Annotated in this window: 21 protein-coding genes; 10 read left to right on the forward strand and 11 right to left on the reverse strand. The window is 44.8% G+C overall.

Features of this window, described 5'->3' with window-relative positions:
- Nucleotides 1-213: 213 nt before the first annotated feature.
- Nucleotides 214-906: a hypothetical protein gene (locus JT717_RS21215; protein ID WP_205513043.1), complete on the reverse strand. Its 693-nt coding sequence runs from the start codon at nt 904-906 to the stop codon at nt 214-216.
- 103 nt (nt 907-1,009) lie between these two features.
- Nucleotides 1,010-1,495 carry a cytochrome P460 family protein gene (locus JT717_RS21220; RefSeq protein ID WP_205513044.1) on the reverse strand — a complete coding sequence of 162 codons (486 nt, stop codon included), beginning with the start codon at nt 1,493-1,495 and terminating at the stop codon, nt 1,010-1,012.
- 397 nt (nt 1,496-1,892) lie between these two features.
- On the opposite strand from JT717_RS21220, the gene JT717_RS21225 reads away from it, so the two are divergent.
- Together JT717_RS21225 and JT717_RS21230 are read left to right on the forward strand one after the other, a co-directional pair.
- Nucleotides 1,893-2,393, forward strand: a complete 501-nt coding sequence (locus JT717_RS21225; RefSeq protein ID WP_240348325.1) for a DinB family protein — start codon at nt 1,893-1,895, stop codon at nt 2,391-2,393.
- A 1-nt stretch (nt 2,394) separates the two neighbouring features.
- Nucleotides 2,395-2,838, forward strand: a complete 444-nt coding sequence (locus JT717_RS21230) for an SRPBCC domain-containing protein (RefSeq protein WP_240348327.1) — start codon at nt 2,395-2,397, stop codon at nt 2,836-2,838.
- Nucleotides 2,839-2,916: 78 nt separating this feature from the next.
- Here the strand turns inward: JT717_RS21230 and JT717_RS21235 are convergent, their stop codons facing one another.
- Nucleotides 2,917-5,172, reverse strand: a complete 2,256-nt coding sequence (locus tag JT717_RS21235) for an ATP-binding cassette domain-containing protein (protein ID WP_205513045.1) — start codon at nt 5,170-5,172, stop codon at nt 2,917-2,919.
- Between the two features lie 160 nt (nt 5,173-5,332).
- On the opposite strand from JT717_RS21235, the gene JT717_RS21240 reads away from it, so the two are divergent.
- The 6 genes from JT717_RS21240 (at nt 5,333) to JT717_RS21265 (ending at nt 12,279) form a co-directional block, all read left to right on the forward strand.
- The gene (locus JT717_RS21240; RefSeq protein ID WP_205513046.1) at nt 5,333-6,463 is read left to right on the forward strand and encodes a serine hydrolase domain-containing protein; all 1,131 of its coding nucleotides are present in this window, start codon (nt 5,333-5,335) and stop codon (nt 6,461-6,463) included.
- Between the two features lie 35 nt (nt 6,464-6,498).
- Nucleotides 6,499-7,314 (forward strand): helix-turn-helix domain-containing protein, encoded by an 816-nt coding sequence (locus JT717_RS21245; protein WP_205513047.1) that lies wholly within the window; start codon nt 6,499-6,501, stop codon nt 7,312-7,314.
- Between the two features lie 57 nt (nt 7,315-7,371).
- Nucleotides 7,372-8,535, forward strand: coding sequence for a serine hydrolase domain-containing protein (locus tag JT717_RS21250; protein ID WP_205513048.1), 1,164 nt, complete (start codon nt 7,372-7,374; stop codon nt 8,533-8,535).
- A 72-nt stretch (nt 8,536-8,607) separates the two neighbouring features.
- On the forward strand, nt 8,608-9,024 hold the full coding sequence (locus JT717_RS21255; RefSeq protein ID WP_205513049.1) for a DoxX family protein: 417 nt from the start codon (nt 8,608-8,610) through the stop codon (nt 9,022-9,024).
- 157 nt (nt 9,025-9,181) lie between these two features.
- Nucleotides 9,182-9,562 carry a SnoaL-like domain-containing protein gene (locus JT717_RS21260; RefSeq protein ID WP_205513050.1) on the forward strand — a complete coding sequence of 127 codons (381 nt, stop codon included), beginning with the start codon at nt 9,182-9,184 and terminating at the stop codon, nt 9,560-9,562.
- A 344-nt stretch (nt 9,563-9,906) separates the two neighbouring features.
- Entirely contained in the window at nt 9,907-12,279 is a 2,373-nt protein-coding gene (locus JT717_RS21265; protein WP_205513051.1) for an ABC transporter permease, read from the forward strand.
- Between the two features lie 58 nt (nt 12,280-12,337).
- Here JT717_RS21265 and JT717_RS21270 read toward each other — a convergent pair whose 3' ends face one another.
- On the reverse strand, nt 12,338-14,662 hold the full coding sequence (locus JT717_RS21270) for a TonB-dependent receptor (RefSeq protein ID WP_205513052.1): 2,325 nt from the start codon (nt 14,660-14,662) through the stop codon (nt 12,338-12,340).
- A 248-nt stretch (nt 14,663-14,910) separates the two neighbouring features.
- On the opposite strand from JT717_RS21270, the gene JT717_RS21275 reads away from it, so the two are divergent.
- Nucleotides 14,911-15,387 carry an LEA/WHy family protein gene (locus JT717_RS21275; protein ID WP_205513053.1) on the forward strand — a complete coding sequence of 159 codons (477 nt, stop codon included), beginning with the start codon at nt 14,911-14,913 and terminating at the stop codon, nt 15,385-15,387.
- Between the two features lie 23 nt (nt 15,388-15,410).
- On the opposite strand, the gene JT717_RS21280 is transcribed toward JT717_RS21275, so the two are convergent.
- Complete coding sequence (locus JT717_RS21280; protein ID WP_205513054.1) at nt 15,411-16,127, reverse strand: LytR/AlgR family response regulator transcription factor; 717 nt, start codon at nt 16,125-16,127, stop codon at nt 15,411-15,413.
- On the reverse strand, nt 16,124-17,158 hold the full coding sequence (locus JT717_RS21285) for a sensor histidine kinase (protein WP_205513055.1): 1,035 nt from the start codon (nt 17,156-17,158) through the stop codon (nt 16,124-16,126). The genes JT717_RS21280 and JT717_RS21285 overlap by 4 nt, the downstream gene beginning before the upstream one ends.
- Nucleotides 17,159-17,394: 236 nt before the next feature.
- Here JT717_RS21285 and JT717_RS21290 point away from each other — a divergent pair, with 236 nt between their 5' ends.
- The gene (locus tag JT717_RS21290; protein ID WP_205513056.1) at nt 17,395-18,549 is read left to right on the forward strand and encodes an acetyltransferase domain-containing protein; all 1,155 of its coding nucleotides are present in this window, start codon (nt 17,395-17,397) and stop codon (nt 18,547-18,549) included.
- Between the two features lie 21 nt (nt 18,550-18,570).
- On the opposite strand, the gene JT717_RS28900 is transcribed toward JT717_RS21290, so the two are convergent.
- From JT717_RS28900 to JT717_RS21315, 5 genes are all read right to left on the reverse strand, one after another.
- On the reverse strand, nt 18,571-19,281 hold the full coding sequence (locus JT717_RS28900; RefSeq protein WP_205513057.1) for a pyridoxamine 5'-phosphate oxidase family protein: 711 nt from the start codon (nt 19,279-19,281) through the stop codon (nt 18,571-18,573).
- 39 nt (nt 19,282-19,320) lie between these two features.
- On the reverse strand, nt 19,321-19,479 hold the full coding sequence (locus tag JT717_RS21300) for a hypothetical protein (protein ID WP_205513058.1): 159 nt from the start codon (nt 19,477-19,479) through the stop codon (nt 19,321-19,323).
- Nucleotides 19,480-19,546: 67 nt separating this feature from the next.
- Nucleotides 19,547-19,909 (reverse strand): DsrE family protein, encoded by a 363-nt coding sequence (locus JT717_RS21305; protein WP_205513059.1) that lies wholly within the window; start codon nt 19,907-19,909, stop codon nt 19,547-19,549.
- Nucleotides 19,910-19,944: 35 nt separating this feature from the next.
- Nucleotides 19,945-20,358 (reverse strand): nuclear transport factor 2 family protein, encoded by a 414-nt coding sequence (locus JT717_RS21310; RefSeq protein WP_205513060.1) that lies wholly within the window; start codon nt 20,356-20,358, stop codon nt 19,945-19,947.
- A 90-nt stretch (nt 20,359-20,448) separates the two neighbouring features.
- Nucleotides 20,449-21,012 carry a TetR/AcrR family transcriptional regulator gene (locus JT717_RS21315; RefSeq protein WP_205513061.1) on the reverse strand — a complete coding sequence of 188 codons (564 nt, stop codon included), beginning with the start codon at nt 21,010-21,012 and terminating at the stop codon, nt 20,449-20,451.
- Nucleotides 21,013-21,258 lie beyond the last annotated feature (246 nt).

Consider the following 21,258-nt stretch of genomic DNA (forward strand, 5'->3'; position numbering starts at 1 on the left):
TCACCCTTACCGTTACTCACCAGAGCCGCCCTCCAATCATAATATTAGTTCCGGTGACCAATGCTCCATGGATCTTATATCAATCTGAGGACGATCCATAGAGAAAAATACTTTCGCCACTGTAGTTTAGGAGCACAAAAGAATATTCCCGAAAAACCGGGTAACCCGGAATGCCTTCTAGAATAAAGGCTAATTCATTTAACAGGTCTTAATTCATTTCGCCCACCTAAATTTGGCATCTCTCGTCAAATTGCTTTTGTCAATATCAAGGTCGGTACTGAAAGTGTCTGTTATTATTTCTAAGACTTCTTTTTTATTTACTGTTCCTTTTTTGCGCCTTATATCAATGTAATTTTCCCTTGACAATTTTTCTGTCAGATCCCGGACGGTTTGTACGGTGAAGTCGTTGGCATAGTGGTCTGCTATTTTCATGAATAAATAAAAAAATACAAGACCAGACAATGCAATTTTCCAATCGTAGAAAAAGGCCAGAAGTGATAATAAAAATACAATTACTAATGCCAGGGCAATCCGATCAGGATAAGTCAATAGGCGTGTTTCTGTCTTTAAGCAATTTTTAAATTCTTTTACTTTCTTCCTTCGATTTTTCTCGGGAAAAAGATCACTAAGCAGTGCGTCTAATTTTATTCCATCTTCAGCAATACCCTGTGTGACGCTGATCGCCTTCCGGACGCGATAAAACGCTTGCTGTTTTGTACAGTCGTCGAAATGCTCATGACTCATGTAACTTTTAAAAACGTCGCACAAGTCGCCGAATGTATTAACATGTTGAAAGGCATCCTGTTTAAACTCTAAGCCAAATGACTTTTCGAGTTTTACAATGATGTCACCGATATCTTCATCATTGTATTCGTCCAATGTTGCTATTTCATCGCAGTAAGTCATACGTTTGTTTTCATGTGCATTAAATATACAAAGGACGGATAAATGTTCAAAACGCCTAGTCGTTTTATTCAGCTACCCTGGAAGGGCATGGCCCTTGTCAACATCAATTACGATAATTACTGAATACATAGTTTTTTCGCGCACTATGGCAGTTAAAACATTGTCTTTGTACCGTACTATTGGCATTGCGTTCCGTTTTACTATCGCCGTTAAACTCTTCATAGCCCCAACCACCGGTAGCAGCATATTTAATACTGTCTTTGATCATTACATCAATATGCCGCCTTTTTCCTTCCTCCATATTGCTGTTTTGCTGTATATGTGCTTCCAGCGCATCGGCTACGATAACAGCGCCCTCCGGAAAATGCCCGGTTAAATAACCCTGCATCGCTTTTTCATTTGCATAAATGTGATGAAAGCCGCCGTTCACTTTGAAGGTTGGATGTTGTGGGCCTACGATCGAAGTTTTGATATGCGTCCATTTGCGGTAACCCTCCGGGTAGGGCACTTCATTTACTGGTTGTTTGGGTAGAATCGTATACGCAAGACATGACGCTGTCAGGGTAACAATAATGATTATTTTTTTCATGGCTATAGTTTATTTCGCTTTCTGATTTTCGGTAAATCACCGTACAATGTCAAAAACGAATTTGGGGATTTCAACAAACTAATAGAGATGCGAATCGGCCAATGCTGCTCCTGATCGTCGTGCGTAGTTGGTCGTATTACATCGCAGTTCGTCTAAATGCATGACCCGGCCAAAACGCCCTACGTGTGATTGAAAGATTTTCAGTTTGCAGAATGTTCCGCAACACTGTCATGCAAACAAGGCTATTCAACAAGTTTGTCCAAATCAACCCACCATAATGTCTATCCTGCCACCGGTGCTTTTATCATAGAGATCCTAGTTTTGTACTATAGCCACCACAAGATTCAGCAGGCATCACTATGTGAGACCGGCCTTAAAAACTGTTAATCATACAATCATGATAGAGAATACCACCATAAGTCAACAAGACATACTCATCAAAATGGTGCTCGATGCCTGGCATGCAAAGGTTAGCCAGCTCGATAAACTGTTAACAGCATTATCTGATGAACAATTACTGCAAGAAGTGGCGCCCGGCAGGAACAGGGGCGTCTATCTGCTTGGCCATCTTATCACTTTAGCCGATTCCATTCTGCCCTTATTAGGCTATGAGAAATTGGCTCCACATCTATGGGAGCCGTTTGTACATACGCCGGATAAGAAAAATGGCGATCTGCCCGGTGTAAATGAGCTGCGCCATGAATGGGTGAAAGTAAAAACAGCAGTAGCCGAAAAAATCACAGCGATCAGCCCAAACGAATGGTTTCAGAAACACACTGCTGTATCAGAAGCGGATTTTGCAAAGGAGCCCCATCGCAACAAACTGAATGTCGTATTAAGCAGGCTAAGCCATGTGGATTATCATTTAGGGCAACTACAATTTTTAAAACCGAGATAATATGATGAAAGATCAGGATTTCACTACCACCGTTTTGGTGAAGCAAACACCGGCACAAGCCTATAAAACCATCTTAAATGTGAGAGCATGGTGGTCGGGCCTGTATAGTGAATCATTTGAAGGAAGCTCCGATAAACTGGGCGATGAATTCAGTTTTCTTGCGGGCGGCGGCGTTCATTATACTAAACAAAAATTGGTAGAACTGGTACCAGATAAAAAAGTAGTCTGGCTTGTAACGGAAGCCAATCTCAGTTTTGTTGACAAAACAGACGAATGGAAGGGAACCAGGATCAGCTTCGAGATCTCTGAGGAATCGGGCAAAACAAAGATCGTGTTCAAACACATTGGATTGGTTCCTGCGTTTGAGTGTTATGAATCATGTGCGCCGGCATGGACGCAATATATGCAGGAAAGACTGGTGGATGCAATAACTAACTTAAATTAGTAAGACAGAGAATAGCATTGCTTTGGTACTCCCGGACGAAGCATTGAGGAGCTTCATTGAGCTTACATGCCGGCCTTCCTATGCGTTCGCGGCGGCATACCGCGACAAATGAAAACCCGTTTTCGAAACCCTGTGTTTTACCAGATCAGATACCATTCCTTCAAACACAACTTGTCCGCCTTCCGAGCCTCCGCCCGGCCCCATATCGATGATCCAGTCTGCCTGGGCAATTACATCCAGGTTATGTTCCACAATGATAACGGTGTTGCCGCGGTCGGCAAGCCGGTGGAAGGTAGCCATCAGTTTTTCTATATCTGCCGGGTGAAGGCCCGTTGTAGGCTCATCAAAAACAAAAAGCTGGCCCTGCTCATCAAATTCCATCGCCAGCTTCAACCGCTGCCTTTCTCCCCCGGAAAAGGTACTGAGCGGCTGCCCTAAGGTCATGTAACCAAGCCCCATGTCTGCAATGCGGTTTAATAACGCTTTGTCTGCCCCTTCAAAAAGCACGCTTGCTTCTGCAACAGACATCTTAAGGATCTGAACGATATTCTTTCCGTTCCATTTATAGTCCAATACTTCCTGGCGGTACCCTGTGCCCTGGCATAAGTCGCAGGTTTCTTCCACCTCTTCCATAAATGCAAGATCAAGCCTTATTATACCCAGGCCTTTGCATTGAGGGCATGCTCCCTGTGCATTGGCACTGAAAAGCGACGCACTCACCTGGTTCGTTTTTGCGAAGATATTCCGCAACTCGTCAAAGATACCTGTATAAGAAGCAAGATGCGAGCGCCTTGATCCCCGCAGAAATCCCTGATCGATCAGTTTTGCCTGGGGATACTGGCGGGGCAGCTCATGATTGATCAGGGAGCTTTTGCCTGAACCGGCAACACCGGTAACGACCGTGATCACATGCAGCGGGATCTTCACCGTTACATTTTTTAAATTATGCAGCCGGGCATTTTTTATTGTTATGAAGGCTGTTGCTGACCGGCGGTTCTTATCGACTGTCCTTTGCAAACGCCAGAATTTGCCGGTAAGCGTGTCTGCATGTTTTAATTCTTTCAGCGGTCCGCTGAAAACTATATGTCCGCCGTCTTTCCCTGCGCCCGGGCCCATGTCTACAACATGATCGGCCATTTTAATAATATCAGGGTCATGTTCAACAATCAGCACCGTATTCCCCTTATCACGCAGCTGCCGAATTATATTTGTAAGCCGGTCAATGTCGTTGGGATGGAGGCCGATACTCGGTTCATCAAAAATATAAAGCAGGCCGGTCAAACTGCTTCCCAAATGTCTTACCATTTTAATGCGTTGCGATTCTCCCCCCGATAGGGATGCTGTTCCCCGGCTTAGTGAGAGGTAAGCCAGGCCTATGTTCTCCAAATGGGTCAGCCTCGCGATCAACTCATCCAGCACCGATCTTACCTGGTTATTTTGAATCGTTTTCAGAAATTGGATGAGATGACTTATCTGCATGTCAGAACAGTCGGCAATATTCTTTCCCTGGATCTTGCAACGAAGCACTTCTTTATTCAACCGCGCACCTTTACATTCCGGACAGGTTTGCCTTTGTAATATTTCGCGTAGCGCTTCTTCATTCCGTTTAAACTCTTTGGTCTCCTTTTTTAAGAAGCTGCGTTTGATCCGCGGAATGATGCCTTCATACAACATCGTCTTACCCCATTCCTTTGTTGGATTTTTGGGTTTATGCTCCGTTGCATACAGGAGCATCTGCAACTCATCCTTTGAGAATTTTTTTAACTTTTTATCGTTGTCGAAATAGCCGGAGTTCACATAGCGCGTCCATCGCCAGCCACCTGGCTGAAAAGCAGGGAACCGGATCGCCCCTTCATTTAAAGACTTGTTTTTATCGATCAACATATCCAGGTTAATGTCGGTAACCGTTCCCAGACCTTCACAGGCAGGACACATCCCTTTGGGATTGTTAAAGGAAAAGACCATGGAATAGCCTACAAATGGTTCTCCTATTCTTGAAAACAAAAGACGCAGCAGCGTATAAATATCGGTAGCCGTTCCCACGGTTGACCTTGCATTACCGCCCAACCTTTTCTGATTTATAATGATGGCTACATTCAAATTTTGGATGGAATCGATCTCTGGATGTCCATAATGTGGCATTCGGCTTCTCAGGTAACTATCATATGTTTCATTAAACTGCCGCTGTGCTTCGGCGCCAATAGTTTCAAAGACGAGCGATGATTTTCCAGAACCTGATACGCCGGTAAAAACGGTGATCTTATTTTTGGGAATATCAATCGATATATTTTTTAAATTGTTTTCACGTGCACCCCTGATCCTGATAACGTCCATGAATGATTATTTTTCTGCAATCGTTAAAAAATTATGCCCGGCGGACCCTTCGCAACTATTCATGCAGGACAGTTGCTTATAACTGCATCTCCATCCGTTAAACGCAAAACGTAGCTTTATTGTTTAAAAACACTATCTTCCAATACCAATACTTACAGCCATGCCTGATTTTCTTCGCGTCATATTAAACATTGTGCTTATTAGTTCAGTTTGTTTATGCCCCGGTAGAACAGTAAAGTCACAAACGGTATCCGGCCAGGCATTGATCAGGATAGATTCTTTTCTTCAATCGCAGTTCAAAGCGCAAAACCTGCCGGGCATCGCAATCGCCATTATGAGCGGAGACCGCATTATATTCAAGAAAGGATTTGGTGTGACGAATATTGTAACACGCAAGCCATTGCAACCCTTTCATAATTTTCATGTAGCTTCTATCTCCAAAACTTTCACGGCGACGGCCGTTATGCAGCTGGCTGAAAAAGGCAGGATCGATATCAATAATACACTGACCACTTATCTGCCTTATTTCAGGATGAAAGATGAGCGCTACAAGATCATTACTATAAAGCAGCTGCTCAATCATACTTCAGGCATGCCTGATGTTGATGATTACGAGTGGGAAAAGAACGTTACCGATGAAGGCGCTGCGGAACGGTATAGCCGCAGTCTTGCAGATTCAATGTTGATCAGTGAACCTGGTAAGGAATTCCATTACAGTAATATTGCATTCGATATCATGGCCGACCTGGTGGCAAAAGTGTCAGGTCAGTCATTTGAGACATATGTTAAAAAAAATATTCTGCTACCGCTTGGGATGAAGAAAAGCAGCTTCTTTTATCCTGAGATCGATACTTCGCTCCGTACCAGTCCGCATACCGGTAACCCACCACAGCTTAGCCCGGTTTATCCGTATAACCGCATGCATGCACCCAGTTCCACCCTGAATACAAGCGCAGAAGAGCTTGCTTATTGGGCCATGGCTAATCTGAATAACGGCAAACGCAATGGTAAAGCCATCTTAAAAGCTGCTACCTTACAAGAAATGACGACCCCCACTTTTATTTCCAATAAAGAGCGCAATGTATCCATCGGCCTTAGTTGGTTCTCATACCCGTATAGGAACTCTACCAATATCGAGCATGCCGGTGGCGACCTCGGTTACAGGTCATTGCTCACGCTCATTCCGGATAAGAAACTGGGCATTGTGTTACTTTGTAATACTGATAAGGTAAGGATATATGATATCCGTAATGGCATCCGCGATATTTTACTCGATGCCACCAAAGAATAGTTGGCGAATAATCATCTTCCGAAAAAGAAGAATGCATGTTGTACCAGGAATACAAACCATCCAAAGAATTAGCCGATTTTATTGAGTGTTACTGGCTGTTTAAATGCCCGGCAGATCATGCTGCTACCAGGGAACTGATCATTCCGGGTGGCCGGGTTGAAATACTGTTCAACATAGGCACACCTACCACCTATGTGAGCAGTGCAGGCAGGTCTTTTGCGTTAACAACGAATATGTATATTCTGGGGCAACGAAATACTTTCTTTACCACTTACATTTATCCCGGTAATTACATCTGGGGCATTCGTTTCAGGCCAGCCTGCTTCTCTTCGTTCGCTGCTATTCCGGCATCTTATCTTTTAAATGAAGTAGTAGAAGCAACAGACATATTTAGATCCATAGATGCCAGCAACCTGTGTGAAAAACTGATCACCGGTTCGGGAGCCTGCATACAGGCGTTGGAAGCTTTTTTAAAAGATCTGTTGCATACAAAAATACCCAACGATGGTCTGGTTCAAACGCTCAGCCTGATAAGGAGAACACATCAAGCTGGATCGGTATATGAGTTTTGTGCCGAAAACAGGTTATATTATAAAAAAATGGAAAGGCAGTTCCTGCAATGTGCGGGATATACTCCGAAAGAATTTTTTAATGTACGCAGGTTCTACAAGGCCGTCCAATTAATGTACCGGTCAAACAGGAGCCTCACAGATATATGCCACGAACTCGGTTTTTATGATCAGTCGCATTTTATTAAAGCGTTCAAAAATTATACTTCCCTGCCGCCCTTACAATTTATAAAACGGGGATACCAGATCCCGCGATTGATCGCTTCCTCCACTGCTGTCTAAAATTTACAATTTTCAGAAAGCTGCCTGTCGTTACTTTGCAGAAAGATTGTAAAGCATATGAAGATACCAATTCATTACAGGGCGCTTGCTGCCTTTATACTTGTCCTCCTGTTATTACAAACGCCTTTTGTGAGTGGCCAGCAAAAAAGAAAAACATCTTTTAACAGTGCTGACAGCGAATTTGCGGTGGCGCAGCCGGCAGCGGTTGGCTTTGATACAACCATACTCAATAGGATCGATACGGCCGTCAGCAACGGCAGTTTCCCCAATATCCACAGTGTACTTATTGCAAAAGATAACCGGCTGGTGTATGAAAAATACTGGAAAGGCAAAGATGAAATATGGGGCAAGGATGCTGGCATAAGAGACCAGGGAAAGGACAGTTTGCATGATATAAGAAGCATTACGAAAAGTATTGTGTCCGCCTGCTTCGGCATTCTTTTGCAACAGGGAAAAATAAAGAGCACCTCGCAAAAGATCTTTGATTTTTTTCCTGAATATAAAAAGCAGGATACCGGCCTGAAATCTTTATTGACCATCGAGCACCTGCTCACCATGACCTCGGGATTGAAATGGAATGAAGATGTTCCATACAATAATCCCGAGAACAGTGAGATCCAAATGATCATGAGCGGCCATCCGGCTGAATATGTGTTAAGCCAGCCCATGGAGCAGGCTCCGGGCAAAGTATGGAAATACAACGGTGGAACCACGCAATTGCTGGCGGCTGTCATTGAAAAAACAACCGGGCAAAACATCAAAGAATTTGCCGCGAAAAATCTTTTCCTGCCTTTGGGTATCACAAAATTGGAATGGGTCATATATCCCGGAACAAAAGAATATGCAGCGGCTTCGGGCCTGAGATTGCGTGCGAGGGATCTGCTCAAATTTGGCTTGCTTTATCTGAACAATGGTGTATACAAGGGTAAACAAATTGTACCCCGGGCCTGGGTAGAAGTATCTATGCAGCCTTTCATCAGGTTAGGCAAAGGTGATGGTGCTTATGGCTATCAGTTCTGGCTCTTCAGCGATACGTTTGAGAATAAACCAGTATATGTAGCAGCCTGTGTGGGTAATGGCGACCAGCGGATCATTATTAATAAAGATCGGAAGATGGTAACGGTGATCACTGCGGGAAACTATAACAAGTGGAATATTAAAAATAACGCTTATCAATTGAACAGGCAATTTATTTATCCGGCGCTTGCCAATAAATTCTAAAAAAATTCGGCTGTTTCTTGTCCTCTTTTGCCATGCCCAGTCATTATTAAAGTATCAACTAAATACTTTACTATGACACAACAACATTCATCGAAGAACAGCCGGATCGCTTTTTGGATAGTGACAGTATTATTGTCAGCCGGAATGCTGGCAGGAGGCCTTTCGCAGTTGCTGGGCGCCCGGTGGACGGCAGAAGGTTTCCGTGATCTCGGGTATCCCATATATTTTATGCATTTGCTGGGGGCCTGGAAAGTGGCAGGCGTAATCGTTTTGCTTGCTCCCGGTTATCCCAGGCTGAAAGAGTGGGCCTATGCCGGTTTCTTTTTCCTAATGACGGGCGCCGTGATCTCCCAACTCGCCATAGGCGCTGGCTTTCAGGGCGTAATCTTTCAATCCATTTACGTAGTATTGATCATTGCTTCCTGGTGGTTAAGACCTGCCAGCCGCCGGTTTGAATTTAGACAAGGGCAAGCTGCTCAACTCGCTTAAATAAGAAGCCCCGCAAGGGGCTTTTTGCTGCATTATTCCGCTGTCGAATGTAACAGGCCCCGATGGGATCATAATTGTCCAAATTTCCCCTTTTCAAAGTCCATTTAACACCCGGTCAAACCGGGATCCGGCCAATACCTTTATGAAAAATACGACAATGACAACGCTACGGAAAAAGATACTTACAACCACGGAAGTGGCAGCCCGCTTTCATGAACTGGCGCAGCAGGAAAAATGGTTTGAGATCCATGAAGAATTCTTTTCGGAAAATGTAAAAAGCATCGACCCTCCCGAATCTCCCTATATGGGGTATGCGGAAGGCAAAGCCGCCGTTCACAAAAAAGGGGAAGAATTTGTTAGCCGCATCCAGGGCGTTCCTCGCGCTTATACCTCAGAACCGATTGTTACGGGTAACCATTTCGCCGTAGTGCGGGAAATGGATCTTACCGTGCAACCTCATGGACGGATCCAGATCAATGAGATCATGCTGTATGAAGTGAAAGATGGTGAGATTATCTCGGAGCAGTTTTTTTATTAATATGTTTTCTGGCTGCAACGGATAAGCGCAGCTTTTTGTTGTATGTATTATCCTTCAAGACCGGAAAAGGTTACCATGACCGCCATCACCACCAAGGGTCAAACGGTTAATGCTATTACCAGTTTTGGCTATACATGCGATTAAAACAGAACCTTGCAATTATGACCGGCCGGCAGTGCAAACGCATGCCGGCTTTTTTATTGATTGCCCTGGGCATGCCCTGAAACCGTACAGGCCCTGTATCGGAACTGAACAGTTATTGATAAAAGATATGTATAATTTAATGATCTTTATGTGTTTTTATCTGGCATTTTCTTAGTGCCCCATCCCATAAAAGAAAGCCCATGCTCAAAAACTACCTTACTATAGCCTGGCGGAATTTGCGGAACAATAAAATGTACGCCGTCTTAAATATAGCAGGTCTCGCTACAGGTATGGCGGTGGCCATAGTGATCGGGTTATGGATTTGGGATGATCTTTCCTTTAACAGGTATCACCGGCAATACGACCGGTTGGCCCAGGTAATGGTGAAAGTAACAAACGGCAATGAGGTATTTATGGGCGCAACCACTTCCATTCCCATGGGCAATGAACTGCATGATAAATACGGGGAGGACTTCAAACATGTATCGCTGGTCTCTTTTCCGGCGGCCCATATTCTAGCCGTGGGCGATAAAAAGCTATCCCATACCGGTATGTGGGTGCAGGAAGCTTTTCCGCTTATGTTCAGTTTGAAAATGGTAATGGGTAATGCAGATGCATTGAATGATCCTTCGTCGGTGCTGCTGGCGCAATCGGTAGCAAAGGCGCTTTTTGGCACTGCCGATCCGTTGAACGAAACGGTGCGCCTCGATAACAAAATGGAGATGAAGGTAGCCGGCGTATATGAAGACCTGCCTTATAATACCACCCATCATGATATAAAACTCCTGCTGCCCTGGTACAGATATGTAAATGATACGGAAGGATGGATAAAAGATGCGCAAACGCAATGGGATAACCATATGTGCCGCTTATTTGTACAGCTTCAGGACTATGCCAGCCATGAGAAAATAAGCGCCAGGATCAAAAACGTTCCTACGCCACATATCAGTTTTTCAAAGGAAGAACTGGTGCTGCATCCTATGGAAAAATGGCATCTGCACGGTGAATTCAAAGAGGGTAAACCGGCAGGTGGGCGCATCAGGCTGGTATGGCTGTTTGGGATCATAGGCGTATTTGTGCTGTTGCTGGCCTGCATCAATTTCATGAACCTTGCAACAGCCCGAAGTGAAAAGCGCAGCAGGGAAGTAGGCATTCGGAAAACCATCGGCTCCCTGCGCTGGCAGCTCATTGTTCAGTTCCTCAGCGAGTCATTGACAATGGCGCTACTGGCATTGCTGCTGGCTCTGTTAATGGTACATCTATCGCTTCCCCTGTTCAATGGTTTGTCAGATAAGGTGATGTCCATACCGTGGACCAATCCTTTTTTCTGGTTGGCCATCCTGGCTTTTACTTTTTTTACCGGACTGATGGCAGGTAGTTATCCCGCTTTTTATTTATCGGGCTTCAGGCCTGTAAAGGTCCTGAAAGGAACTTTTCGTGCGGGTCATGCGGCTGCGCTTCCCCGCCAGATCCTGGTGGTATTACAATTCACGGTTTCTGTAGCATTGATCATCGGCACCTGTATTGTTTACAAACAAATACAACATGCCAGTAACCGCCCGGTTGGCTATACACGGGAGGGATTGATCACTGTTGATATGAATACCCCGGAGATCTACGGCCACTATGATGCTTTAAGAAATGATCTGCTGCGTACAGGGGCTGTAGCCGATATGGCACAGTCGAACAGCGCGCCAACAGAAGTCTGGTCTAATAATATCGTTGAATGGAAGGGAAAAGATCCGTCCATGGTCGTAAGCCCGGGCACTATTGCCGTATCGCACGACTTCGGCAATACCCTGGGTTGGAAAATAAAAGAAGGCCGCGATTTCTCAAGAAGTTTTCCCTCCGACACCGGTGCATTTATTCTTAATGAATCGGCCGTTAAACTCACCGGTTTTAAAGATCCTGTAGGGAAAACCATCCGTTGGTTAAACCAGGAGCACGTGATCATTGGCGTAGTAAAGGATATGGTGATGGAATCGCCTTATGCACCCATACGGCCTACCATCTTTCATTTAAATCCATTCTGGGCGCGCCTGATCACCGTGCGGATAAAACCGGAGATACCTTTACGTGAAGGCCTGGCTAAAATAGAGCCGGTATTTAAAAAATACAATCCCGGCAGCCCCTTTGTATATAAACTTACCGACGATGAGTATGCCAAAAAGTTCAGTGATGAAAAACGGATCGGCAACCTGACCACCATCTTTGCGGCGCTCGCTATTTTCATTTCCTGCCTCGGCTTATTCGGCCTGGCATCTTTTGTGGCAGAACAGCGTACGAAAGAGATCGGCATTCGTAAGGTGCTGGGCGCGTCGATCTTCAACCTTTGGAAAATGCTCTCGAAGGATTTTGTATTACTGGTCATCATCTCCTGCGCCATTGCTGTTCCGCTTGCCTGGTATTTCCTGCATCAATGGTTACAACAATATGAATACCGTACCACCATCTCGTGGTGGATCTTTATCATAGCCACCCTGGGAGCCATCCTCCTCACGCTGCTAACCGTAACCTGGCAGGCAATAAAAGCGGCCCTGCTAAATCCCGTAAAAAGTCTGAAAACGGAATGAGATATAACGAAAAAGGGTGTCCCGGCGGGACACCCATTTTCTATACCTGTTCGGTTATTTAAAACTTAAAGCCAAGGCTAAGATTATAGCGGGCGCCATTGCCCTGCACATATTCAAGGTCCTGCACCCGGTACTGGCTTCTGGGCGGATAATAAGATTGATTAAACAGGTTTTCAATACCGAGCGCCAGGTTAAAAGAACTATTGATCCTGTAGCCGGCGTTGAAATTAAAATAGGTTACCGGTTTAACAGGGCCTTCACTCAAACCATAAACGCCGTTGGCCCGCGGGGCAAAACGATTGCGGCTGCCGGTATGAACCGTAGACAATTGTAATTGTAATGCCGTAACCGGGCTATAGGTAATAAAGCCGGTCGCTTTCAGCGGCATGATGCGTTCTCCGTTCATATACACTTTGGTGCCATCTTTTTTTTCTGCTTTGCCTTCCACGTACGACAGGCTTGCACCGGCGCGCAGGTTCTTCATGATGCTGGCTTCTGCAACGAGTTCATAACCGTATACTTTTTCGGGTTCGCGTTGGGTTACGAATACACCGTTTTCTTCTACAAAGTTGGCGCCCAGTTTAGATGTACTGATGAAGTAAGCAGCCGTAAAACTAAAAGGTCCTACCTGGCTGCTGAAGCCCGCTTCATAATTATTGGTGATCACCGGATCGGTGGTGATCTGGTCGAGTGTATTCTCTTTGGCGGTGCGGAGCACACGGCCGAGCTCGCTCAAACCGAAGGCCTGGGAGAAGCTTACAAAGGGATTGAAGAATGCATATTTTGTATAGCGGACGCCGGCATTGAACATGGTGGCATTATAGTTCAGATTTCCGCCTTTAACGGCAATACTTCCTTCACCATTAGGTCCTGTTGCAATGGTATTATAGTCTTTTACTTTAATGCTGGCATTCTCATAGCGGATACCGCCTTTGATAACGAAGTTCCTGATGTCTATCTTAACCTGGGCAAATGGCGCAAAGTTCTTCATGTTCATATCAGGCACATATACCCGGCCGTCTGTCAGCACCTGGTTGGTCATGTCTTTTAAAACATCCAATCCATAGGTAATATCACCCGATACCGCTTTCCATTTCCAGGGCGTGTTCAGGTTGGCGCGTGCCCCTCTTTTCTCAGATTGAATATAAGTTTGTCCGGGACCATACCAGGTATTGGCTTTTTCCACATAGCGGTTCAGCGACTGAAAGCGGTGGTCATAGACCATCACCTCGAGACTGCTGTTAGCTGGTAATTTGCTGGCCCGGTAATTAAGATAGAAATTATGGTTGTGCGGAGTGCCTGCAGCTTCCCCGGGATCATCACCCCATACGCCAACGGCAGGCAATTGGCCATAAACGCCGGCCATATTAATGAATCCGGCATATTGGCGGCTGCTGAAAAAATTGTAAGAAGCCGTTATTTGCTGGTTCTCGTTGATCTGGTAGTTCAATTTACCAAAGATGTTGTAGAGCCTTGTTTCGCTGAGGCCGTCCGGCTGTGCAATAACATTTCCGTCCGCATCCTTCAAAGCGCCTGTTTCCTGGTAAACGCCGCTCACTACATAGGAGAATTTTTTTATAGTTCCGTGCAGGGTCTGTGATACCCGGTAGCCCATGGTGCTGCTTCCGTGCGTGAGGTTTCCATCGGTGCTGAGCTGCGTTTCTCCGCTGATGGCTTTGCCGCTTTCCGGCTTTTTGGTGATCATGTTGATGATGCCGCCGCCAGAACCGTTTCCATAAATAGACGTCGCTCCTTTGATCACTTCAACCCGTTCAATAATGGCAGGATCGATTGTCCGCAGGTCACGGCTGCCATTCATCAATGGGGTAGATTGAGGAATGCCATCGATGAGCGCCAGCACCGAACGGCCTCGCAGGGTTTGTCCGGAATTTGTCGCTTTATTCGTAAACGTTCCAAGACCAGGAACTGTATTGCCGAGTATGGATGTAATGTTGGGATTGATGGCCGCCTGTTCCCTGATCTGCCTGGCCTGCAAAATGGTCACTGAAGAAGGCACTTCTTTGATGTTTTCTACCTTGCGGCCGGCGGTGATAACCACTTCATTCAGAAAGCCCTGGGGTTCAAGGGTTATATGGATGGTTGACGCTTTTCCTTCATGAATGCTGACAGTGATAACGCGTGTTGCATATCCCACGGAACTGATCACTATCTCCCGGCGGCCGGCCGGCAGATTGCTTAACAGGAACCGGCCTGTAGAATCGGTCATGGTGCCGGTATTTTGATTCAGCGTTATAGTTGCATTGGGCAAACCTTCTCCTTTTGCTGTATGAACAGTGCCTTTCAAAGAGCCTTGTCCTTTTTCCTGGGCGGCCAGCTGCAAAAATGTCAACAATGAGAGAAGAAACAATAAAGACCTGAACATTACCATTAATTTTTAGGGTTTGCAAAGGGAGGCATTATTTCTCTTACATATTGTTGTAATTGGAAATTAAGCTTTCGAATTACGGAAAAAATAAATGGGTGCCATCGGATGGCTGCCCCGATCAACCAGTGGCCGAAAAGGCAAAGCCTTGTTAAATGCGCTTTTTCAGAAACCCTTAACCTAAACCGGCCTGATAGTTTCGAGTCTAATCAGCAGACAATTAATTTATTACTGTTAAAATCATTAACATGCGAATTGTTACTACACTACTGCTGGCCTTTGTTTTCGTACTTACTGCCTGTCAAAGCACCCGCCAGGTAAGCCAACCTGAATTCAGGGATATTGGTGCTGTACGGTTAATTGATGTAGGCTTGTTAAAAACAACTGCCGGGGCCGACATGATCTATTATAACCCGAACAATTTCGGCATTCAGCTTTCTGCTGCCAGAGGCGAGGTATACGTGGACAATGTTTATTTTGGAAGCTTTCAACTGAACCAGGGGGTACAGGTGAGGAAAAGCTCGGAGTTCGTGCTGCCCGTAACCCTTAAGATCGACAATATCAATGCTATTAAGAACCAGAGCGATATTTACAAGAAGAAAGAGGCATTGGTTCGTGTAGAGGGCCTGGCTTTTGTTAAGAAGAATGGATTTTCGAAAGAAATCCCTATCAGGTACGAGCAGCTGCAGAGTTTAGACAAACTAAGGGCGATCGTTTCGCGTTAAAAATGAGTGATCATGCAATTGATCTAATGATCTTTCTGGTTTAACAGGAACTTTTTCAGGAACTCATTTTTAAATACCCGTCCAATTGGTAAGGTGGCGTTTCCGATGCTGACCTGCTCCGCCTGAACACCGGAAATTTTATCCAGTGCAGCTATAAATGATTTATGCAATCGGGCAAATTTGTTCTCAGGCAATTTCTCTTCCATGTAGCTTAGTCTTTCGGAGGCGACCACCACCTTATGGAGGGTATGAACTTTAATGAAATCTTTAAGTCCTTCGATGTATAGAATGTCTTTGAGATATAATTTTATCTGTCCTTTACCTACCTTCAAAAATATATACGCTTCATTATAGCTGTTGGCGATCGAGGGCCTTTCATGAGCGCTATGATTGTAAAAATTGAATTTGGAAATGGCTTTCATAAAGCGTTCCTGGGTAACGGGTTTGATCAGGTAATCCATCACGTCCAGTTCGAAGGCTTCCACCGCATAATCGCGGTAGGCAGTAGTAAGTATGATCCTGGGGCAAACCTTTAATGATCTGATCAATTCCAAACCGGTGATCCGGGGCATTTGAATATCGAGGAAGAGCAGGTCAACACCGTTCTTTTGGAGGAAGTTGAAACCATCCAATGCATTGTCAAATGCAGCCAGCACCTGAAAATCGTGCAGATTCGAACAATGAAGGGTTATCAGTTCTCTGGCTGGTTGTTCATCATCAATAACTACACATTTTATCATTTGACTGTCATTATTTTTAAGATCACGAGATATGAATGGGGTGATTCAACGATCCTGAATTCATGCGCATGCGGATAGATCAGATCCAATCTTTTCTGAACATTCTTTATTCCAATGCCGCCGTTCTTCTCATTATTTGCCGTGGTCTTTTCCTCTATACTGTTTTCTATTTTGATGGAAAAATAACCGGCATGTCTCGATACATCCACTCTGATCCATCCCGGTCTCAGCGAATTGGCAATGCCGTGTTTAAAGCTATTCTCTATCAATGGCAGCAGCAACAGCGGCGCAATGTGCAGGTCGTTCAGTTCATCGTAAATATTTATTGCGGCGTCGAGTTTATGGCCATACCGGTTCTTTTGTAATTCAATATAATGTTTTACGTAAGCAAGTTCAGCAGTAAGCGCAACAAAACTTTGTTTGGCTTCATACAGGTTATAGTTGAGAAAGCTTGATAAATGGGCAATCAGTTTGGCCGTATCGGGACTGGTTTTCAATGCGGTTGAATAGATATTATTCAAGGCGTTGAAGATGAAATGGGGTTGCACCTGCGATTTCAGCAATTCCAGTTCGGCCAGCGTTTTTTCCTGTAATAAACTTTGGGCTTTCTGCCTTTCTTCGTACCACGACCGTACGAAATAGAACATCGAATAAACGCCGGTAATAAGATACAGGTTAACCAGTTCAACAATAAGTTTGCCTGCTGAAAATACAGGTACCTGTTGCGCCCCGGGGAAGTACTGCGGATAGATCAGGTAATAATTGATAAGCCGCCTGCACAATAACAACACCAATGAAACCGAGACCTGGATGATCCAGAACTGCAATTTTTTCCCTTTATTGTAATATTTTTTTATAAATACATGAACCGTGAGATAGGAGATGATAAACGCTAATGGAAGCGCCATACATGCGTTTAAAAAGTAACTCCTGTATTCTCCGGAAAGAGCGGCCAGTCCAAACCACTCGTACAAAAAATAAAGCGACCAGAAGACCAGGTTGAAAGCAATCTCCCTGTTAAGCTTTTTCATGTAAGGAATTCTCCTTCCTTTTTATTGACAAACTTAGGAATTAATGGGTCGCCTTTTCCGGATAGAATAGATTTTCGACCAACGCCGGAATATTCAGACCAACTACGGTGAGCAAATTTGCAGGTTGTTTGCCGACCCGATATTGGTGGTTTCCGCTGAAACTGATAATTTGGTTGTAAAGCCTGCACCCGATCATTAACCATCAGGTCGCAACAATAAATGAAGTGCTTAGTAATATGAAAAGAAATTACAGTATTGACCTTATTCGGGGGATCGTAATGATCATTATGGCGCTTGACCATGTCAGAGACCTGTTACATACTACATCCCTTACCGATCTGCCCACGAATTTAAAGACCACTACCTCTGCTTTGTTCTTTACCCGTTGGATAACGCATCTCTGCGCGCCCACATTTGTGTTCTTGTCCGGGGTTGCTGCTTTTCTTTCCATGAAACGCTCGAACAATGTACAAGCTGCCAGAGCATATTTGATAACAAGGGGTTTGTGGCTGTTTGTACTCGAGTTTAGCGTGGTGAATTTTGGCCTGTTCTTCGACATTCACTTTAACATTCTTCTTTTTGAAGTTATTGCTGCGATAGGCTTCGGGTTTATTATACTTGCATTATTACTTACTTGTTCCACCAAAACCATTGGCATTATTGGGCTCGGTATTCTGTTCCTGCATGACCTGGCGCTATCGGTCCCGGGCGAACAAACGACCATATTCAGACAAATTTTGACGCCTTTGTTTGCGCCTACTGTGATTCCATTGGGGGGCGACCGTTCATTTTTTATGACCTATCCTCCAATCCCCTGGCTTGGTATCATGCTGACAGGGTTTGCAGCAGGCCGTTATTTTGCGATGGAAACGCCAAAATCTTTTTTCTTAAAGACAGGTCTTGCTGCTGTAGCTTTTTTTCTGTTATTGCGGTTCATCAATATGTATGGAAATGCGGTGCCATGGTCACCGCAAAAGAACAGCTGGTTTACCTTTCTTTCCTTTATCAATGTGAGCAAATATCCGCCTTCGCTTCAGTTCTGCCTGTTATTCCTGGGCATTATGTTCTTACTGCTATTTGCGGTGCAGGGTATAAGGAACAAATTAACAGACCTGATCTGCGTATATGGAAAAGTGCCGCTCTTTTACTTTTTGATCCATTTTTATCTTATACATCTGGTGGTATTTGCCATGGTATATATGCAAGGCTTTACCGGTGCCGATATGGTATTTGGTTTCAACTTTGGCCGGCCGAAAGCTGGCAGCGGCCTGGCGCTTTGGGCCATTTACCTCGTATGGCTTGCTATCGTGGTGGTCATGTATCCGCTTTGCAAATGGTACGCACGCTATAAGGCGGACCATAAAGAGAAGAAATGGCTGCGCTATATTTAAGTGATCAAATGGACTTTGACCCTATGATACAGCCGGATTAAAAGGTGAATATTCAACAAAATTCCAATCAAAGCCTTTCAGGTTTTCCAATAAGATCCAGGAGGCCGGAAAAAGTTTCCAGGATCTTCCTGTTCCGCCGTTTATAGATTGAGGATCTGCCTGGTCCCAAATTATTTCAACCGAACCGGTGAGTTGCAGGGTGCGGTGGTTCTCAAAGTCAATAAACAGGAGGCCGGCTTTAGGATGGCTGATAAAGTTTCCCAGGGTATTGAACATGCTGTTACCCTTGTAGTCGGGAATAAGCAGGGAACCATCAGCGCCAATCGAAACAAATCCCGGCGCTCCGCCGCGGTGGGAAGCATCCATATCGCCTTTGTCATTGGCGCTGCCGACAAAAAAGGTGTCTGCATTTCGTATGATCTCCAACAGATCAGGCGTCAGCATAGTGCCACGTTCTTCCAAATGCTCATAAACTGGTTTTACTGTTTTCAATACATGCCTTTGCTGTATGAATTTTGGACAATTGGGATATGCTTGCTCGATCAGCACCCGCAGCAGGTCTTTTTCCTTTGTTATTGTTCCATTAACGCGATAGCGTCTTCTGGTGGCTGGCTCAATGAATAGCAGTCCTGTTTTCGATTCTTCAGTTATGTTATGCCAGAATGGATCTGCCGGATTCGAATTGATCTGTGCGGTATTGATCTCAATGGTGACAAAGCTGGTCACTTTCACAAAACCTTCTTCTCCTGAAAGAACGGAAGCAAACAGTTCTCACTTCTTATTTTGGCTGCTTATAATAAAAAAAGCCTGCCTTTCTATAAAATTCATAGCGCCGGGAATAATTTGATTGCTCATGGCTTTGCCATTCCGGTCACCTATTTGCCGTTCACCGGCCCTTTCCTGCGCTTCGAGTTCTCCTTCGTGATACATAAGAATTTATTAGCGGTGCTTAATGAATGTGAGAGGTGGAAGGAAAGCGCCCTGCCGGGCGCTCTGGTTAAAAACTAAGAATATTAAACCCTTCTTTTTGCATTTGCACCAGGCTGGGCAGGCCGGTAGTGCCCGGAACCTTATTGTCTTTAATAAGATCGAAGCCGGCAGCGTTCGCGCCAAATACGTCGGCACAACCGCAGGAGATACCTGCCACTTTATCTTCTATTGCTTTGAATAACTGATGTGCGGGATGATCGGTCTTTTGCAGTTGCTCAGGCCAGCGGGTGCCCGTACCCTGGAAATACAGGGAGACTTCTTCACCGGCAGTTTTGTATTCATAAACGGTGGCCAGCGCATTGTACAGGCGGCCCAATGACTCTTCAGAACCCGCTTTGGGATCAGCAAAAACCAATACGGCTGTTTTCATTTGATGATGTGTTATGTAGTTAATAATGTGGTTTGCTATTTGAATTTTCTGTCTTCTTCGTTGATGGCAACGTCATTGATACTGGCATACCTTTTTTCCATATAGCCATTGTCGTCAAACTCCCAGTTTTCATTGCCGTAAGAGCGATACCATTGGCCGGATGCATCATGCCATTCATATTCAAAGCGAACCGCAATTCTGTTATCAGTAAAAGCCCACAGTTCTTTTTTAAGCTTATAGTCGAGCTCCTTCTGCCATTTCCGTTCGAGGAAGCGGCGTACTTCTTCTCTGCCGTTGATAAATTCCGACCGGTTACGCCATTCGGTATTGACGGTATAAGCGAGGCTTACTTTTTCGGGATTGCGGGTATTCCAGGCATCTTCAGCAGCCTGCACTTTCTGCAGGGCGCTTTCTTTGGTGAACGGTGGCAGCGGGAATCTTTTTTCCATGTTAAATGCTTTAAGTTGAGGAATGTATTACCAGCTGTCTGCAAGTACAGACAGGTCTGTCTGTTTATAAGGCAAAATTTTTTTGATCCGCTAGGCCAGCAGGGCCTTGATCATTTTCTTAGCCTTTTTAATAGGCCAGGTTTCTTTATATATTTTCGATTCCACAATGGCGCCTTCATACAGCAGGTAGATCGAATCGCCAATGACATCTATCTCATCTGCAGGTTTTCCTTTCAGGGCATCCGCTATAAAAGCTTTCATGAAATCCCTGAGTTTGCCTTTATGTTCTATTATTTCTTTCGACATCAGGGGGCTGGTATCGCCAATTTCCGACAGCATATTAATGAATTTACATCCAAGGAAATTATGTTGCTGCAGGGCGTATTCCAGGTGATCGAAGCAGGCCAGTAATTTTTGAGCCGGTGTCATTTTAGCGTCCGTCCATTTTCTTATGCCACCAAACCATTCTTCGCGGCCGGCCTTTAAATAGTGGACGCCCAGCTCATCTTTTGAACCGAAATGCTGGTACAGGCTGGCTTTGGCCACCTTGGCCTCTTCCAGGATCTGGTTGATGCCGGTATTATTATACCCCTGGGTATAAAATAACCGGGCGGCTGTTTCTAAAATGCGTTCTTTGGGTCCTGACTTGCTCATGATCGATAATCTCCAGCTAAGATAAGCAAGCCTTTTGAAATAGACAAATCTGTCTATTTATTTTATTGGCCTTGTTAATCGGTTCAAGGGGGTCTATTCAATAAACTGTGTCAGTGGGGTTTACGGTTGATTAATCCTGTCTTCAAAGATAATAGCTAATTGTGCATAAAGTTGTTTCCATCCATGTATGGGACCGATCCATCCAACAGATTGATCTTTAAAAGCAAGATATAGGAGTTTCATTAA

Origin of the sequence: Longitalea arenae (assembly GCF_016924755.1) — a bacterium.
GTDB lineage: Bacteria > Bacteroidota > Bacteroidia > Chitinophagales > Chitinophagaceae > Niastella > Niastella arenae.

Coding starts and splice junctions, on each gene's coding strand:
- JT717_RS21300 (WP_205513058.1), bottom strand. CDS start 19,479: ATGTATCACGAAGGAGAACTCGAAGCGCAGGAAAGGGCCGGTGAACGG.
- JT717_RS21285 (WP_205513055.1), bottom strand. CDS start 17,158: ATGAAAAAGCTTAACAGGGAGATTGCTTTCAACCTGGTCTTCTGGTCG.
- JT717_RS21225 (WP_240348325.1), top strand. CDS start 1,893: ATGATAGAGAATACCACCATAAGTCAACAAGACATACTCATCAAAATG.
- JT717_RS21265 (WP_205513051.1), top strand. CDS start 9,907: ATGCTCAAAAACTACCTTACTATAGCCTGGCGGAATTTGCGGAACAAT.
- JT717_RS21315 (WP_205513061.1), bottom strand. CDS start 21,012: ATGAGCAAGTCAGGACCCAAAGAACGCATTTTAGAAACAGCCGCCCGG.
- JT717_RS21235 (WP_205513045.1), bottom strand. CDS start 5,172: ATGGACGTTATCAGGATCAGGGGTGCACGTGAAAACAATTTAAAAAAT.
- JT717_RS21290 (WP_205513056.1), top strand. CDS start 17,395: ATGAAAAGAAATTACAGTATTGACCTTATTCGGGGGATCGTAATGATC.
- JT717_RS21215 (WP_205513043.1), bottom strand. CDS start 906: ATGACTTACTGCGATGAAATAGCAACATTGGACGAATACAATGATGAA.
- JT717_RS21245 (WP_205513047.1), top strand. CDS start 6,499: ATGTTGTACCAGGAATACAAACCATCCAAAGAATTAGCCGATTTTATT.
- JT717_RS21275 (WP_205513053.1), top strand. CDS start 14,911: ATGCGAATTGTTACTACACTACTGCTGGCCTTTGTTTTCGTACTTACT.
- JT717_RS21250 (WP_205513048.1), top strand. CDS start 7,372: ATGAAGATACCAATTCATTACAGGGCGCTTGCTGCCTTTATACTTGTC.
- JT717_RS21305 (WP_205513059.1), bottom strand. CDS start 19,909: ATGAAAACAGCCGTATTGGTTTTTGCTGATCCCAAAGCGGGTTCTGAA.
- JT717_RS21310 (WP_205513060.1), bottom strand. CDS start 20,358: ATGGAAAAAAGATTCCCGCTGCCACCGTTCACCAAAGAAAGCGCCCTG.
- JT717_RS21280 (WP_205513054.1), bottom strand. CDS start 16,127: ATGATAAAATGTGTAGTTATTGATGATGAACAACCAGCCAGAGAACTG.
- JT717_RS21230 (WP_240348327.1), top strand. CDS start 2,395: ATGATGAAAGATCAGGATTTCACTACCACCGTTTTGGTGAAGCAAACA.
- JT717_RS21220 (WP_205513044.1), bottom strand. CDS start 1,495: ATGAAAAAAATAATCATTATTGTTACCCTGACAGCGTCATGTCTTGCG.
- JT717_RS21260 (WP_205513050.1), top strand. CDS start 9,182: ATGACAACGCTACGGAAAAAGATACTTACAACCACGGAAGTGGCAGCC.
- JT717_RS21255 (WP_205513049.1), top strand. CDS start 8,608: ATGACACAACAACATTCATCGAAGAACAGCCGGATCGCTTTTTGGATA.
- JT717_RS21270 (WP_205513052.1), bottom strand. CDS start 14,662: ATGTTCAGGTCTTTATTGTTTCTTCTCTCATTGTTGACATTTTTGCAG.
- JT717_RS21240 (WP_205513046.1), top strand. CDS start 5,333: ATGCCTGATTTTCTTCGCGTCATATTAAACATTGTGCTTATTAGTTCA.